12 protein-coding genes are annotated in these 16021 nt (G+C 68.8%); 5 read left to right on the top strand and 7 right to left on the bottom strand.

The window, feature by feature from the left end; translation table 11 throughout:
- Positions 1 to 7: 7 nt before the first annotated feature.
- Together PKE72_RS04350 and PKE72_RS04345 are read left to right on the top strand one after the other, a co-directional pair.
- Entirely contained in the window at positions 8 to 895 is an 888-nt protein-coding gene (locus PKE72_RS04350) for a peptidylprolyl isomerase (protein WP_271164163.1), read from the top strand.
- A 23-nt stretch (positions 896 to 918) separates the two neighbouring features.
- Entirely contained in the window at positions 919 to 1791 is an 873-nt protein-coding gene (locus PKE72_RS04345) for a peptidylprolyl isomerase (protein WP_271164162.1), read from the top strand.
- A gap of 3 nt (positions 1792 to 1794) precedes the next feature.
- Here the strand turns inward: PKE72_RS04345 and PKE72_RS04340 are convergent, their stop codons facing one another.
- The gene (locus PKE72_RS04340; RefSeq protein ID WP_271164161.1) at positions 1795 to 2895 is read right to left on the bottom strand and encodes a Ppx/GppA phosphatase family protein; all 1101 of its coding nucleotides are present in this window, start codon (positions 2893 to 2895) and stop codon (positions 1795 to 1797) included.
- Positions 2896 to 3042: 147 nt separating this feature from the next.
- On the opposite strand from PKE72_RS04340, the gene hspQ reads away from it, so the two are divergent.
- Both hspQ and phhA read left to right on the top strand, forming a co-directional pair.
- A complete protein-coding gene (hspQ, locus tag PKE72_RS04335) occupies positions 3043 to 3351 on the top strand; it encodes a heat shock protein HspQ (protein ID WP_271164160.1) in 309 nt (102 codons plus the stop codon).
- Positions 3352 to 3410: 59 nt separating this feature from the next.
- On the top strand, positions 3411 to 4286 hold the full coding sequence (gene phhA, locus PKE72_RS04330; RefSeq protein WP_271164159.1) for a phenylalanine 4-monooxygenase: 876 nt from the start codon (positions 3411 to 3413) through the stop codon (positions 4284 to 4286).
- Here the strand turns inward: phhA and astB are convergent.
- From astB to PKE72_RS04310, 4 genes are read right to left on the bottom strand one after another with little or no spacing between them, the layout of a single operon-like run.
- A complete protein-coding gene (gene astB / locus PKE72_RS04325) occupies positions 4283 to 5620 on the bottom strand; it encodes an N-succinylarginine dihydrolase (protein ID WP_271164158.1) in 1338 nt (445 codons plus the stop codon). The genes phhA and astB overlap by 4 nt on opposite strands.
- A complete protein-coding gene (astD, locus tag PKE72_RS04320; RefSeq protein ID WP_271164157.1) occupies positions 5617 to 7032 on the bottom strand; it encodes a succinylglutamate-semialdehyde dehydrogenase in 1416 nt (471 codons plus the stop codon). Before astD ends, astB begins: the two co-directional genes overlap by 4 nt.
- Entirely contained in the window at positions 7029 to 8036 is a 1008-nt protein-coding gene (gene astA, locus PKE72_RS04315) for an arginine N-succinyltransferase (protein ID WP_271164156.1), read from the bottom strand. Before astA ends, astD begins: the two co-directional genes overlap by 4 nt.
- On the bottom strand, positions 8037 to 9287 hold the full coding sequence (locus tag PKE72_RS04310) for a hydrolase (RefSeq protein ID WP_271164155.1): 1251 nt from the start codon (positions 9285 to 9287) through the stop codon (positions 8037 to 8039).
- A gap of 100 nt (positions 9288 to 9387) precedes the next feature.
- Here PKE72_RS04310 and PKE72_RS04305 point away from each other — a divergent pair, with 100 nt between their 5' ends.
- Positions 9388 to 9930 (top strand): hypothetical protein, encoded by a 543-nt coding sequence (locus PKE72_RS04305; RefSeq protein ID WP_271164154.1) that lies wholly within the window; start codon positions 9388 to 9390, stop codon positions 9928 to 9930.
- Positions 9931 to 9932: 2 nt separating this feature from the next.
- On the opposite strand, the gene PKE72_RS04300 is transcribed toward PKE72_RS04305, so the two are convergent.
- Together PKE72_RS04300 and PKE72_RS04295 are read right to left on the bottom strand one after the other, a co-directional pair.
- Complete coding sequence (locus tag PKE72_RS04300) at positions 9933 to 14165, bottom strand: translocation/assembly module TamB domain-containing protein (RefSeq protein WP_271164153.1); 4233 nt, start codon at positions 14163 to 14165, stop codon at positions 9933 to 9935.
- Positions 14162 to 15958, bottom strand: a complete 1797-nt coding sequence (locus PKE72_RS04295) for an autotransporter assembly complex protein TamA (RefSeq protein ID WP_271164152.1) — start codon at positions 15956 to 15958, stop codon at positions 14162 to 14164. The genes PKE72_RS04300 and PKE72_RS04295 overlap by 4 nt, the downstream gene beginning before the upstream one ends.
- Between the last annotated feature and the right edge of the window lie 63 nt (positions 15959 to 16021).

Raw genomic sequence — 16021 nt, 5'->3', positions numbered from 1 at the left:
TGCGTCAATGCGTCTTGGTGTGATCGCGGCCGCCGCCGCCGCTCTTCTGGCGTCGGTTGCGACCCAGGCTCCGGCTGTAGCCCAAGCTCAGGCCCCGGCCCAAGCCCCGGTTCAGGCTCCCGCTGCGGACTGGCGCACGGTCGCGCCCGAGAACCTGCTGGTCATCGACACCCCGAAGGGCCGAATTCTGGTCGAGCTGACCCCGGTGGCCGCGCCCGCCCACGCCGAACGCATCCGCATCCTGGCCAACCAGGGCTTCTATGACGGGCTGAAGTTCCACCGCGTCATCCCCGACTTCATGGCCCAGACCGGCGACCCCCAGGGCACGGGCGAGGGCGGCAGCGAACTGCCCGACCTGAAGGCCGAGTTCAACTTCCGTCGCGGCCGCGACGCCGGCTTCGTCGTCGTGCCGAACGCCGGTCAGGGCGTGCGCGGCCTGGTCGGCGTCCTGCCCGTCGAGACCCAGCCCGACGCCCAGATGATGATCACCGCTGACTTCAAGGTCGGCGCGCACGGCCTGTTCTGCCCCGGCGTCCTGGGTATGGCCCGCGCCGGCGCGCCGGACAGCGCCAACAGCCAGTTCTTCCTGATGATGGGCGACCGGGACCAGTTGAACGGCGTCTACACCGCCTTCGGCCGCGTGGTCTCCGGCCTGGACGTGGTGAACAAGCTGAACAAGGGCTCGGACGCCGACGACGGCAAGGTGGCCAACCCCGACGTCATGACGCGGGTTCGCATGGCCTCGGCCCTGCCGGAAGGCGAACGTCCCACGGTGCGGGTTCTGAATCCCGCCAGCGCCGCCTTCGCCGAGCGTATCGCCGCGACCCGCACGGCGCGCGGCGGCGGCTTCAGCATCTGCGACGTCCAGCCGGTGGCCGAGGTCGTCGGCGGTTAGATATCGGCAAGGGGGCAGGGGCTATGATTGTTCGAAACGCACTGATCGCGGCGGGACTGACCGCTCTGGTGTCCGGTCCCGTCGTGGCGCAGCAGGCGGCTGTGCCGCCGCCCCCGCCCGGCCCGAGCGAATGGCGGGCCGTGGCCCCCGACAATCTGCTGGTCATCGACACGACCAAGGGGCGGATCCTGGTCGAGCTGGCCCCCGAAATCGCCCCCGCCCATGTCGAGCGGATCAAGCTGCTGGCCTCGCGCGGCTTCTACGACAACCTGGCCTGGCACCGGGTCATCGACTGGTTCATGGCCCAGACCGGCGATCCTCTGGGCACCGGCGACGGCCAGAGCTGGTATCCCGACCTGAAGGCCGAGTTCACCTTCCGACGCGGACCGGACATGGCCTTCACCCCCGCCGCCGCGCCGGCCGGGGCCCTGGTCGGCTTCTATCATTCGGTTCCGGTCCAGACCCAGCCCGACGCCCTGATGGCCGGCACGACCGACCGCAAGGTCCACGGCTGGGGCCTCTATTGCCCGGGCGTCGCCGGCATGGCGCGGGACGAGGGCAATGACACCGCCAACAGCCAGTTCTTCCTGATGCGCCAGGCCTATCCGGCCCTGGACAAGCGCTACACGGTCTGGGGCCGCGTGGTCGTGGGGCTGGAGGTCGTGCGCGCCCTGAAGGCCAGCCCCGAGCCCAGCGGCATCGTCGCCGATCCCGACCGTATGACCCGCGTCCGCCTGGCCTCCGACCTGCCCGCCGCCGAACGTCCGGCGGTGCAGATGCTGAACACGGCCTCGCAAACTTTCCGTACACTGATCGATGGGGCGCGCCAGGCCAAGGGCGCCGACTTCTCGGTCTGCGACATCGACGTGCCCGTGCGGATGGCGACGCCGGGCTGACCCTCAGGCCTGAGCCGGGCCTTTGCCTCGACCTCGACGGCGCCTGCGCCGTTTGGGCGGCTTCTTGTCCTCCCGCATCTGCTGTAGCAGCAGGCCTTCCCTCAGGCCCCGGTCGGCCACACGGACCCGCTCTGACGGCCAGGCCCGCTGAATAGCCTCCAGGATCGCCGCCCCGGCCAGGACCAGATCGGCCCGGTCCGGCCCGATACAGGCCTCCTTGGCCCGCCCTTCCGGCCCCAGGGCCTTCAGCCGTTCCGCCGCCGCCTCGCAGTCGCCGCGCGTCATCCACAGCCCATCGACCCGGTCGCGATTGTAGCGGGGCAGGTTCAGGTGGATGCCCGCCAGACTGGTGATCGCGCCGGACGTCCCGATCAGATGCGCCCGGTCCCGCCGCAGCAGGTCCAGCATGGCGGGATCCTCGATCCCGCCGCCCGCCAGGGCCGCGCCCATATCGGCGACCATGGCCTCGTACCAGTCTTCGCCCGCGCCCTCCGGCTCCGGGTGCCGTTCCGCCAGGGTGACGACCCCCAGGGCCGCCGACATCCAGCCGGTAGTCTTCCAGTCCGACCCCTCGCGCTTCAGCCAGGACAGTTCGGTCGACCCTCCGCCCACGTCGATGATCACCACCCCTTCGGCCCTGGGGTCGATCAGGTTCAGACAGCCCTCGACCGCCAGCCGCGCCTCTTCCGCCGGATCGATGATCCGCAGCCTCAGCCCAGTGCCTTTGCGCACCCGATCAATGAACTCCGCCCCGTTCTCGGCCGCCCGGCAGGCCTGTGTGGCGACCGCGCTCAGTCGGACCGAGTCGACGCCCTTCCTGACGATCCGGTCGGCGCACAGGGCCAGGGCGTCATAGGCCCGGTCCATGGCGCGGGGGTCCAGCCGGCCTGTGCGAGACAAGCCTTCGCCCAGCCGCACGATGCGGCTGAAGCTGTCGACCACCCGAAAGCCGTCCCGTGAGGGTCTGGCGATCAGCAGCCGGCAATTATTGGTCCCCAGATCGAGCGCGCCATACAGGGGCGCATCCCGACCCGACGCATCCCGCTCGCGGGAAGGCTGGGACCGCTCGTCGCGCCTCCTGGGCGCGCCGTGGGTCTCCGGCATGGGCCGTCATTCCGATGTGGGCGGTCCAAAGCGGCGCCCGTCCCGATCAACCTAGCCCGCCAAGATCGTCCGCGCCAAGCCATTCTGTCAGGAAGATGAACAGGCCTGCGTGGATCAGGGTCATCGCGCCAAGCGTATTAGGATCGCATGACCCAGGTTCACACAGCCCGTTTCGCCATCGGCCAGATCGTCCGCCACCGCGACGACGCCTTCCGGGGCGTGGTGATGGACGTTGACCCCGCCTACCACGGCCCGGCCATCGACACGGGCGCGGTCTCGCCGCACCAACCCTTCTACCGCGTCTTCGCCCTCGGCGAGGACGGCGGCTTCGTGGCCTATGCCGCCGAAGCCGTGCTTGAAGACGGCCAGTCGGTCCTCCTGCCCGACGACGCCCAGCGCTGGTTCACCGTCGATGCTCAAGGCCATCACGCACCCCTGCATGAAGCCATTCACTGACCAAGCCTTTGAACGGGCGCAGACCGGGCGTTAGGATGGGGCAAAAGAGGAGCGTCCCCATGTCCGACTTCGAACACGTCTTCGAACAGCCGCCCGAGGGCGCGGCCGCCGACTGGACCATCGCCCAGAACTGGGCCGCCTATACTGAGGTCGAACACCAGACCTGGGATACGCTCTACGCCCGCCAGATGAAGATCCTGCCCGGCCGCGCCTGCGACGCCTTCCTGCGCGGCCTGGATTCGCTGGACCTCAACGCCGGCGGCATTCCCGACTTCGAAGTCATCAATCCCAAGCTTCAGGCCCTGACCGGTTGGACCGTCGTCTGCGTGCCGGGCCTGGTGCCGGACGAGGTCTTCTTCGACCATCTGGCCAACCGCCGTTTCGTCTCGGGGCAGTTCATTAGAAGACCGGACCAGCTGGACTATCTCCAGGAACCCGACATCTTCCACGACGTCTTCGGCCATGTCCCCATGCTGACCGACCCCGACTTCGCCGCCTATATGGAGGCCTATGGCAAGGGCGGGCAGCGGGCCGCCGGCCTGGGCATGTTGCCGAACCTGGCCCGGCTCTACTGGTACACGGTCGAGTTCGGCCTGATGAAGGAGGCTGACGGCCTGCGCATCTATGGCGCGGGCATCGTCTCGTCAGCGACCGAGAGCGTCTTCGCCCTGGAAGACGCGTCGCCGAACCGCCTGGGCTTCGACCTGGAGCGGGTGATGCGGACCCTGTACCGGATCGATGACTTCCAGCAGGTCTATTTCGTCATCGACAGCCTGGAGGCGCTGAAGGACGAGACGCTGAAAGACTTCGGCCCTGTCTACGCCGCCCTGAAAGGCCAGGCCGACCTGCCGATCGAGACCGTTCTGTCGACCGATCACGTCTTCACGCGCGGCACCCAGTCCTATGCGGCCAAGGGCGGCCGGTTCGCGGCCTAGATTCGCTGGAACGGATAGAAGCCGCCGCCCAGGTTCAGGATCTTGGTCAGTGCGTCCAGGGCGCCCCGGCTTTCGTCCAGCAAGGCCGGGTCGGCCAGGTCGGCAGGCCGCAGTTCGTCGCGGTACCAGCGGTCAGCCCAGGCCGAGAGTTCGGCGTGTAGAGCGTCGGTCAAGCGCATGGCCGGGTTGGCCGCGGCGAGTTCCGCTTCGTTCAGGACGACTCGCAGGCGCAGGCAGGCCGGACCGCCGCCGTTGCGCATCGACTGGCGCACATCGACGTAACGGACCTGGCCGATGGGGCCGTTGGAGGTGGCCAGGGATTGCGCCACCGCATGGCTGCGCGGGTTGTCGCGGGTCTCGGTCGGGCAGATCAGGGTCAGGCGGTCCTCGCCCGGAATCTGGATCAGCATGGAGTTGAACAGATAGCTGCTGATGGCGTCGGCCAGGGGCAGGTCGGCTGACGAGACCTCGACGAAGATCGGGTCGAACAGGCCTTCGGCTGCGCGTCGGATGGCGTCCTGGGTCCCGGCCGTGTCCTCGAACGCCAGGTCATGGAAGAACAGGGTCTCCAGCGCCCCGACGCAGACCACGTCGTTGTGGAAGGTTCCGCCGGCGATGGCGGCCTTCGACTGTTGGGCCAGAACGACGCCGCTTGCGCTATGGCGACGACCCACGGCCTGCGACGCCTCGCGCGTTTGACGGGCGGGATAGGGACCGTCCCAGGACTCGAACGCCTCGCGGCCCCAGACCAGCAGATTGACGCCCCGCGCCCCGTGGTCGGCGCACAGGCGCACATGGTTGGCGGCGCCTTCGTCGGCCAGATGGGCGACGGAGGGCAGGGCGTCATGAACGGCGAACCGGTCGGCATCGGGGAAGAGGGCGTCCAGGGCCCGTTTCGTCTGCTGGTGTTCCAGCGACCGGTGCAGATTGGTGAGCAGATTGGCGGGGGTGAAATGCACCCGCCCGTCGGCGGCGTCGGCGCTGGGCGTCACGGTCGCGGCGTTGGCGGCCCACATGGGCGAGGCTGAGCAGGCGGCGGCGGCGAAGGAGGGCGCGTCCTTCCAGGCCCGCTCCAGCACCTGGGCGTCCGAGCCGGTGAAACCGAGCGTCCGCAGGAAGGGGATGTTCGGCCGCTCGTGCGGGGGCAGGACGAACTGGGGCAGGCCCAGGTCCGCCAGGGTCTTCATCTTGTCGAGCCCCTGCAACACCGCGGCGCGCGGCTTCGACGCCTCGCCCCTGTTCAGGCTGGAGGCCAGATTGCCCGGCGACAGACCGGCGTAGGAGTGCGTTGGCCCGATCAGGCCGTCGGCATTGGCTTCGACAGCGTGGATCATTGCAGCCCTTTGATCTCGCCTTCGATGTTCGCGACCGCGTCGGCCTCGAAGCTGGCGACCGGATAGGCGCAGTAGTCGGCGGCGTAGTAGGCGCTGGGCCGGTGGTTGCCGCTGGCGCCCAGGCCGCCGAATGGCATGTCGCCGGCGGCGCCGGTGGTCGGGCGGTTGAAGTTGACCACGCCCGCGCGGATGCGGCGTATGAAGTGGTCCCAGTTCGCCGGATCGTCGCTGACCAGACCGGCGGACAGGCCGTAGCGGGTGGCGTTCGCCGCCTGGATCGCAGCGTCGAAACTTGGGACGCGGACGACCGACAGGAAGGGGGCGAACATCTCCTCGTCCGGGACGTCGATCCCGGTTACGTCGATGATGGCGGGTTTGACGAAGGCGCCCGGCAGGTTGGCGACGGGACCCGAGGGGCGGATGACCTTGGCTCCGGCGTCGATCCGTTCCTGCAGCGCTTTCAGCGCCGCTTCCGCCGCGCGGGCGGAGATTAGCGGTCCAGCATAGGGTTCGGGATCGCTGTCCCAAGGACCGAACACCAGCCGGTCGGACAGGGCGGCGATGGCTTCGATGATGGCGTCGCCCTGAGGCCCTTCCGGCACGATCAGGCGACGGGCGCAGGAACAGCGCTGGCCGGTGGTGATGAAGGCGGACTGCACCGCGATGCCCGCTACGGCCTGAGCGTCGGCGGCGTCCCAGACGACCAGAGGATTGTTGCCGCCCAGCTCCAGCGCCAGGATGACGTGAGGATCGTCGGCGAACTTGCGGCGGAAATGCGCGCCGGCCGCGCCCGAGCCGGTGAACATCAGGGCGTCGATCCCGGCGTCCAGCAGGGCCGCGCCGGTCTCGCGGCCGCCCTGGACGACATTGACCACGCCGGTCGGCAGGTCGGCGGCGGCAAAGGCCTCGGCCATGACCTGGCCGACCAGGGGCGTCTCCTCCGACGGCTTGAACACGACGGTATCGCCCGCCAGCAGAGCCGGGACGATATGGCCGTTGGGCAGATGGCCGGGGAAGTTGAACGGACCCAGCACCGCCGCCACGCCATGCGGACGGTGACGCAGGGTCGCGCGGCCGAAGGCGGTGTCGCTGGTGCGCTCGCCGGTGCGCTCGTCATAGGCGCGGATGGAGATGTCCACCTTGCCGATCATGGCGGCCGCTTCGGTCTTCGTCTCCCACAGCGGTTTTCCGGTTTCGCGGGCGATGGCCTCGGCGATCTGGGGCGCGCGGTCCTTCAGCACGGCCTGATAACGTTTGACGGCGTCGATGCGGTCTGCGCGTGGGGCGTCGGCCCAGGCGGGGAAGGCGGCGCGGGCGGCGTCAACGGCGGCCTGGACCTGGACAGGACTGGCGGCCTCGCCCTCCCAGTTGGTCGCTTCGGTGGCGGGATCGGTGGATTTGAACAGGGTCATGATTTCACGCGGACGATGGCGCCGGTCTTGATCTTCAGCGCGGCGGCGGTTTCGGCGGTCAGGCGGGCGATGTCGCCTTCGATGTCGGCCTTGGCGCGGACGGCGCGGAAGGCGGCGATTCTGTCGGTCGAGATCAGGGCCGGCAGTTCGGCCTGGACTGTATCGACCAACTCGACTGTCAGGCGGCGGGCGTCGCGGACGGTGCGGATATTGTCCCGCCCGCACGAGACTGTGGGGCCGGCGTCGAAGATGTCGACCAGACCGTTGGGGCGGAAGCCCTCGCTCTCCAGCAAGGCCATGGCGGGTACGCCCTGGGGATGGACCTTGCCGATCACGGCGCGGGCCGGCTCGGGAAGAAGCTCGGTATAGATGGGGTGGCGGGGCGCCAGGTCGAGGATGAACTGCTTGTCGGTCGAGCCGCTCATCCGGTCGGCGTCGTCGAACTCCATGGGGAAAAACTTGTGCGCGACATGGTCCCAGAAGGGGCATGCGCCGTCGGGGGTGAAGACCCCGCGCAACTCAGCCAGCACATTCTCGGCGAAGAGTTCGGGCTGGGCGCCGATCAGCATATAGCGCGACTGGCTGAGCAGGCGACCCGCGCCGCCCTTGCGCCGGTCGGCCTTGAGGAACAGCGAGCCGACCTCGGTCCAGCCGGTGCATTCGTTGACCAGCACCAGGGTCTGGTGGTCCAGCTTGACCCCCAAGGACGGCGAGGACGCCGTGTTGTTGACGACGCGGAACGAGAAGAAGGGCCGTTTCAGACCCACGGTCGCCTTGACCGAGCCGACGCCGTCGATGTCGCCGGTGTCGCCGTCCTCGAGCATCAGGGTGTACCAGGCCTCCTGCCAGGCGACCTCGCCGCGGAAGCTGGCCTGGCTGAGTTCAAGCCGGTCAGCCAGGGCGTCGGGGTCTTCAGGAAGGCTGGTGAAGCCGGGACCGGACAGGATGGCCAGCTCCAGCAGATAGTCGAGATCGGCAGGACCGGCGGGACGGATGACAAGCATTCAGAGGGTTTCCATCCGCAGGGCTTTGAGTTTGGCCGCGTCGATCTCGCCCGAGGCGATCTTGCACAGAAGGAGAGCGCTGAGCTGGGCGCGTTCGACGAAGCTGTCGGGCCAGGCGAACTCCTGGTCCGAATGGATCTCGCCGCCCCGGACGCCCAGGGTGTCGATATTGGGCAGGCCGGCGGCGTGCAGATTATTGCCTTCGCAGACGCCGCCCGACGGCTTCCAGGCGATGGGCTGGCCCAGCAGGGCGCCGGCTTGTTTCACCGCTTCGAACAGGGCGGTCTGGGCGGCGTCCATCGGCTTGGGTGCGCGGGTGAAGCCGCCGTGTAGATCCAGGGTCAGACCCTCGAACGGCGGCGCGCCTGCGATGGCCCGAACCGAAGCGTCGATCCAGTCGGCGGCGGCCTTGTCCGGGACGCGGACATTGAAGCGGACCACGGCGTTGTCGGCGACGACGTTCAGTGCGCCGCCGCCGGAAATCTTGGCTACGTTCACTGTGACGCCGTCCCTTTGGCCGTTCAGCCCGTGCAGGGCGGCGGCGATGATGGCGGCCCCGGCTATGGCGTTGCGGCCTTCGTCGAAGGCGCGGCCGGCGTGGGCGGCCCTGCCCGTCACGATCAGATGATAGTTGCCGCTGCCCTTGCGCGCCCCGGCTAGGGTGCCGTCCGCCAGGGCCGGTTCATAGGTCAGGCCCACATGCCCCCGCGCGCCCAGTTCGGCCAGTAGCGGGGCCGAGGCGGGCGAGCCGATTTCTTCGTCGGGGCTGAGCAGGACGGTCCAGCCGACGCCGTGCCGGTCGGGATGGGTTTCGAAGGCGTCGAGCGCCGCCAGCAGCACGCTGATCCCGCCCTTCATGTCAGCGACGCCAGGGCCGTTCAGCGCGCCGTCAGCACGGGGCGTCACGGTCTGGAAGCGGCTGTCGGCGGGGAAGACGGTGTCGTAGTGGCCGGTCAGGACGACCTGGATCGGCGCTTCAGGACGAGCTGTGATCTTTAGGGCGTCGGCGTGGGCTTCGGTCCGCACCGAGCCGTCGTCGGCGACGGTGGTCGAGCGCTGGGTCGGGATGCGTTCGACGACGGCGGGCAGGGTCTTCGCCTCGGCCTCCAGCGCGTCCAGCACGGTGTTCAGTCCGGCGGCGTTGCGGCTGCCGGAGTTGATATTGGCCCAGTCGATGGTGCGGCCGATGATCGCCTCGCGTCGCGCGGCGACGTGGTCGAGGACGGCCTGGTCCGTGGTCAGAATCCGCATCGGCGGACCCTAGCCGTCACCGCGCCAAAGGTGAAGGTCGAGCGCTGTAAGTTCCGAGCGATCGGGGCTAGGTTCGCGCCGCGAAACTCAGGATGGCTTTATGACGCGTTCCACGATCGATCTCTGGCTCAGGGCGATGAACCCGCTGATTCTGCCGAGGGGAATGGCGGAGGCGCAGCGGTCCGCGCGGGCCATGGTCGTCGGCCTGGGGATCGCCCTGGTCGTGAGTCTGGTCCCGACCTGGTGGATGTTCACGTCCGGTTGGTTCGAGACGGCGATGAATGACGAATATGCCCGTATGAACCTGTCCTCGGACCAGATCGCAACCCAACGCGCGGTGATGAAGGCGATGTGGCCGTTTATGGTCGGCTTCGGGGCGATCTTTTCGGTCCTGCTCTACGGTGTGCTCGCCGCTGTGCAGTGGCGGATGATGACGCGGGTCATTCCGATCATCATGCTGGCCATGATCGCCTACAGCCTGGTCGCCAACGTCGGCATGCGGCTGCTGGGAAGCATGCCGACGCCGGAGCTGCCGCTGTGGATCCTCGCCGTGGTCTGGCCGGCGTCTGTTGTTTCGACCGTGATCTATGTCGCCTCCCTGCAGGGCGCCATGTTGCTGCACCGCCTGCGCCGGGAGCCCTGACGCTAGTTCCGGTTCGGGCGGCGGTCGGCGCGCTGGCCGGCCTCGCGGCTTTCGCGGCGCCAGCGGATCGACAGGCTGGTGTCGCCCTGGCCGCCGAACTGCGAGCTGATGGCCAGGTTGCGGCGTGGTTGCCATTCGACCTTGACCGCCGCTCCGCCTTCGCCGCCGCCGATGACCTCTAGATAGACGTCGTCGGTGATGTAGCGGCCGCCGGCGACCGTCACGGCCGAGGCCTCGCCGCCGAAGGACAGGCGGTCGAGCCCGGCCAGTTCGCGCAGGTTCCCGATCACGTCGAACCCGCCGCCGCCCGCCAGGGCCGCGACGCCCGCCGCCAGTTGGGCCGCCTCGAACGGCGACAACTGAGAGGCCGATCGGCCGAACAGCACCTGCGACAGGATTTCGTCCTGGGGCAGGGCGGGGGTCGAGGTCAGGGCGATCTGTGGCTGGTCCGCCGTGCCCGTCACATTGATCGAGGCGGTCAGAGAGGTGTCCTCTCGCGTCGCCGACAGGTTAAGGCGAATCTGCTTCGGATCGGTGGACAGTGTCACGCGGCCGGTATCGTCGAAGATGAACCGCTTGCCCGCGAACTCGTAGTCGCCGCGCACCACATTGGCCGAGCCAGTCAGCTGGGGCTGGGCGATGGTCCCGCGCACCCGGGCGTTGACGTCGAGCACGACGTTCAGACCGCGTCCGCTGACCCGCACCTTGCCGCCGGCGGAACGGAGGCTGATGTCCATGCCGATCTGCGGACCGGTTCGACGCGTCACAGTCTCTTCTGGATCGCCGCCGGGGCGATTGATCTCGACGACGTCCATGGAGACGATCCCGGTCGAACCCGGAACTTCCGGCTCGATGCGGGCTTCGTCGACCGTCATCTCGCCCGAAAGCTGGATGTTGCCATCCTGGCCCCGCACGATGGTGATGGGGCCAGAGGCGCGCGCCTCGCCAATGTCGTTGTCGATGACGCGGAAACGATTGAGCGTCAGTCGCGCGGTCGAGCCCGAGCCTTCTCGCAGGCCGATGCGGCCTTGGCCCGTGACGGTTCCCCCGGAGGTGTCGTTGGCCGCGAAGGTCTCGATCTGGGCGACGGTGTCGTCGAAACTGGTGCGCAGGTTCAGGTCGCCGAGAACCAGGCCTACGCTCTTTTCACGATAGGAACCCTGGGTCAGGTCGAAGCGGCCGTTCAGGCGCGGCGCCGCCAGGGAGCCGGCGATCGTGGCCTGTCCGGCTACCTGTCCGGCCAGGCTGCGTTCGCCGCCGAGGAAAAGGTCCCAGATCGGCTGGATCTGGCCGTTGATCGAGACTGTGCCTGACATGGGGCGCTGACGGGCGATGGCCAGGCGCAGGGGGGCGGCCGAGGCCTCGACCGGCAGGACCAGGTCTGCAGACGCCTGGACCGCGCCTTCGTCGGTAGCGGTCGCCTTCAGCGTCAGGCTGTTGTTGATCAGGGTCGCGTCCAGCCGGCCATCGACGGCCAGACCGCGCGGGGCGTCGATGCTGCGGACATCTTCCAGAGTGACGTTGGCCGAGCCGGACAGGTCCTCGCCGGCGCCGCGCAGCGCCACCCGGCCGGTGGCGCGGCCTCGCAGTTGCGGCGACAGGGTCTGCAGATCGACGCTGGTCAGGTCGGCCTGGATGATCGCCGTGCGGGCGTCCTGGCGCAAATCGGCCAAGAGCACGCCGCTGCCGACGCCGAGATCGAGGTGGGCGGTGCGCGTCGCACCGTCTAGGATGATCGAAGCGGGGCTGCGGGTCGTAAAGGCCACTTCGCGCACCCGGCCGCCGCCGCGCAATGTCAGGGTCTGGGCGTCGCCGCGCCGTGAGTAGACGCCTGTGCCGTTGAATTGAGCCGGCGTGCCGCCGCCGACATCCAAGGCCAGGGTGAAGGGCAGGTTGTCCAGCGTGCCGCGCCCGTCAAGGTCGATGGTGCGGATGTTCCAGCTCTGGCCGGCCAGACGGATGTTGCGACCGCTGACGTCCAGGATGGCGCTGTCAGAGCCGCCGCCCTCGGTCAGGCGGATGCGGCCGTTGGCTTCGCCCGAAGCCAGGAACGCCCCTGTGCGCGCGGTGAAGGTCAGGTCGGCGCTGGAGGGGATGTTGTCCGACAGGGCCACCGCGCCTTGGGCCGTGACGCCGCCGGCGTTGACGTCGAGGTCGGTCAAGCGGATCCGGTCGCCGCCGAGGAAGAAGTTCCCCGATGCGCGGGCCGGGCCATAGTTCGAGCCGCTGGTCACGGTGATCCGGCCGTCCGAGGCGTCGGCGCCGCGGCGGAAGCTGAGGATCAGGTCCGCATCAGTCAGGGTCAGACCGCCGGCCGTGACCTTGTCGAAGCCGGCGGTCAGATCGACGCGCGGCTGCGAAAGGGTTCCGGTCAGGGCGCCTTGCCCGTTCATGTCGCCGCCGATCTCGACCGGTCCAGCCGCGAACGGTCCGCGCGCGTTCCAGTTCAGCGCCAGCCGTAGCCGGCCGTTGGTCTCGATCAGGCCCTTGGCGCCGGCGCGGCCCGCCGCGCCAGTCAACTCGCCCCGATCAACCTCGATTCGCCCTCCGTTCAGCTTACCGGCCAATTGCAGGCGGGGCGTGCGGCCCAGCAGGCGGTTCAGTTCATCAAGCCCTACGGTCAGGTTCCGGCCGCGACCGTCGAAGTTCAGCACCCAGGGCGCGCCCGTCTTGGCGGAAGAGGCGCGGATCGGGCCGCCGAAGCCTCCGCCGGCGTTCGGCAGAATTCTTGAGGCGTCCGTCAGCTGGGCCTCGCCACGGAAGCCCATGCCGCCCAGCAGGTTACGGGAGCCGGAGCCCTTCAGTGTGAGGCCCTGGCCTTGCAGATCGACCTGCTCCAGCAAAATGGCCCCGTCCTTCATCCGGGCGGCCTCAAGTTGCACGCGCGGCGCGGCGCCGAGCAGACCGCCGATAAGACCCTCGGTCGAGCCGCCGTTGGCGCGGATGTCGCCGTCAAGATCCATACGGCCGTCCTTGATCTGGACGTTCAGCGGGCCGGTGATGCGGGTGGCCCGATAGCTGGCCAGGTTGGCGTTCAGCAGGGTGGCCTGACCTTGCAGGGTCCAGGTCTGGGCGTCGCCCTTAAACAGGCCGGAATAGGCGGCCGGTCCGGCGATGTCCGAGCCGATCAGCCGGCTGAGCGAGGCCGCCTGAACCTCAAGCCGGATCCCGTCTGGCGAACTGCGGTCGGACATGCGGATCACGCCCCGCGCCTCGGAGGCGATGTTGTCCGAGGTGAGCTTCCAGCCGACACCCTGATAGGCCTTGTCCCCGGTCGGGACCATCGCGAAGCCGAAGCGGGCGGTGCGGCCGACGCGTTCGATGAAGGGGGCGAACAGGTCGGATCCGCTGAAGTCGAAATAGCCAGAGACGCGCGAGCCGTTCTCGCCGAACCTGCCATCGACGATCAGGGGGGTAAACTGGCCCGTCTGGACCTTGGCGTGCACCATGTCGGCGTTGACCACGGCGACGGCAGAGAAAGGTTGGTCCGGCGAATAGCCCATGGCGCCGGCCAGGGGACCGCCCTGGGCCTCGTTGGCCCGCAGGTTGACGCGGGTATCCTCCAGCTTGCCGCCGAAGGTCGCCGCCAGCCGCAGATAATCGCCGGGACGGTTCAGGCTGGCGGCGTTGACCGTGGCGCTCTTGGCGCCGCGGCGCGGCAGGCTGACATCGCCCGCGAGATTCCAGCGGCCGTATTCTTTCGAGAAGCCTTCCAGCAGTTCAACGCGCGCTGCGAAACGATCGATGTCCACGTCTATGGGCTGAGGCCCGCCTGGTGCGCCGCTGGGGGCGTCGAGGATCGGGCGACGGATCAGCTGGATTACATCGGCGCTGATTTCGGTAGCGTGGAACCGGCGGGTGATCAGGGGCAGATAGGACCAGTCGACCCGGACGTTGCGGGCGTCTAGCCAGACACCGTCGCGGTCGGTCACCGTGACCCGGTCCAGGGTGAAGTCGTCGAACAGGTCGCCTTTCAGCCCGTAGACGTTGATGCGCCCATAGCGGCTGATCTTCTGGCCTTGAACGAAGCCGGTCACCAGGTCGCGTCCGGCGTCGGACACGATGTACATCCGGCCCCCGATCAGGGCGATGATCAGCAGGACCAGCAGGCCGCCGATCACGCCGCCCGCGATCAGGGCCAGCAACTGCAACAGGCTGCGCTTCTTGCGGACCTCGGCGGCGGTCTCTTCCGGTGGGACGGCGTCCGGCGTGTTGTCGGGCGGAGCTTCGGTCAAAACGCCTGCCCGATACTGATGTAGATCTGAAAGGCCGAGTCGCCTTCGCGCTTGTCGAGGGGCACGGCGATGTCCGCGCGGATGGGTCCGAAGGGCAGCTTGTAGCGCACCCCGACCCCGGCGCCGTAGCGCATGTTGGTCAGGTTCGGCGTTTCCTGGAAGCCGACGGCGCCGGCGTCGACAAAGGCCACGGCCTGGAAGCTCTGGCCGATGTCGTGACGCACCTCAAGCGAGGTTTCGAAGAGGGAAAGGCCGCCGCGCGGAGTCTCGTCCGGCAGTTCCGGATTGACGCCTTGGTAGGAATAGCCGCGCACCGAGCCGCCGCCGCCCGAATAGAAGAGACGGTCGGACGGCACGCTGAGTTCATCGCCGCCGATGATGGCGCCGATGCGGAGGCGGCCGGCCAACACAGTCCTGGCCTGGTCCTGAAGGGGCAGGTAGGCCGTGGCCTGGCTCTCGCTGCGCAGGAACAGGACGGTGTCCTCGCCGGCCACAGCGGTGGGCTGGACGGAGACGGTCATCCGCCAACCCTTGGTCGGGTTCAGCGGGTCGTTCGAGTTGTCGATATAGGCGCTGGTCCGGCCTGTGACGATGGCCAGGTCGCGGTCGAAGGTGACGGCGCTGGGCGGGGTCGAGGTAAAGTCGTAGCGGTTCTCGTTGTACTGGCCCGCGTCCAGGCCGAGGCCGTAGTTGAAGTAGGACGTCCGGCCGATCCGCTGCTGCAGTTCCGCCGCCAGCACCAGGGCGGTGCGGTCGTAGGCGTCGGTGTCTTCCTGGACCACGCCGGCGCTCAGCTTCAGCGTCCGCCCCGGCTTGCGCCAGTGGGGCAGGGACAGGTCGGCGCCGATCCGGCTGTCGATGTCGGCCCAGCGGGTCTCCAGCCGCAGGGTGTCGCCACGGCCGAAGCGATTGTATCGGGTCCAAATGAAGTCGACGCCCGCGCCTTCGGCCGTCGACCAAGTGGCGCCGGCTTCGATGACGCGACGGGGACGGTCCGTCAGATTGACGATGACGGGCCGGTGGCCGTCGGCATTGGTCTGACCAATCGGGCTGAGGGCGACTCCGACGCCGTCATAGACGCCCGTGTCCAGCAGACGGCGTTCCAGCTCGGCGACCTGTTCCGGGTCGTAACGATCGCCTTCCGTCCATGGCGCCAGTCCGGCGACCCAGGCGGGATTGGTACGCCCGGCCCGTTGCAGAACGACCCCGTCCAACAGAACCAGCCGGCCTGAGTTGATGCGGTATTCCGGGGCGACGGTGAAGGCGGCGTGATCGACCACCACGCGGCGAGCCTCGGCTCTGGCGTCGGCGTAGCCGTTGCGGGACAGGGTCGCCACGGCTCGGCCCTCGCCGGCGATGACGTCCACCGCGCGGCCGGGGTCGCCGGGCTTCAGCCCAACGGCCTCCAGAGCGTCGGCGGCGCTGTCGGCGTCGGGGGCGGTCTCGATCCAGGAGATCGTCGGCTGGGTGAGCAGGAAACGGCGGCCGGGCTGGACGGCGACGATGGCTGATGGCCGATCCTCGCCCTCGACCACGTCTTCGAGCACGGGCTGGTAATAGGCCTCTGACCGCAGCAGGGCTTCGGCGGCGGACATGGCGCCCTGGGCGCGGCGGCGAGCTTCGAACCGGCTTTCCGGCGCGCCGTCCACCTCGCCGACCGCCCGTTCCAACAGACGGCGCAACTCGGCGTCCATGTCGCCCCGAATGGCGGCGCGCGGTTCGGCGGCGGCGGCCTGGGCGGCGAGGCTGCAGGTCGCCAGAGCGGCGAGAAACAGGATGGGCCGGAACGTCAAACTCTAGCTTTCGTCAAGGGCGCGGACTCCAAGTCGGCGCCTGTATACGCCCTGGCGTGCCGA

It is taken from the genome of Brevundimonas intermedia, assembly GCF_027922165.1.
GTDB lineage: Bacteria > Pseudomonadota > Alphaproteobacteria > Caulobacterales > Caulobacteraceae > Brevundimonas > Brevundimonas intermedia.
Note: the sequence above shows the minus strand (reverse complement) of the source record. Positions and strands in the feature narration are given on the sequence as shown.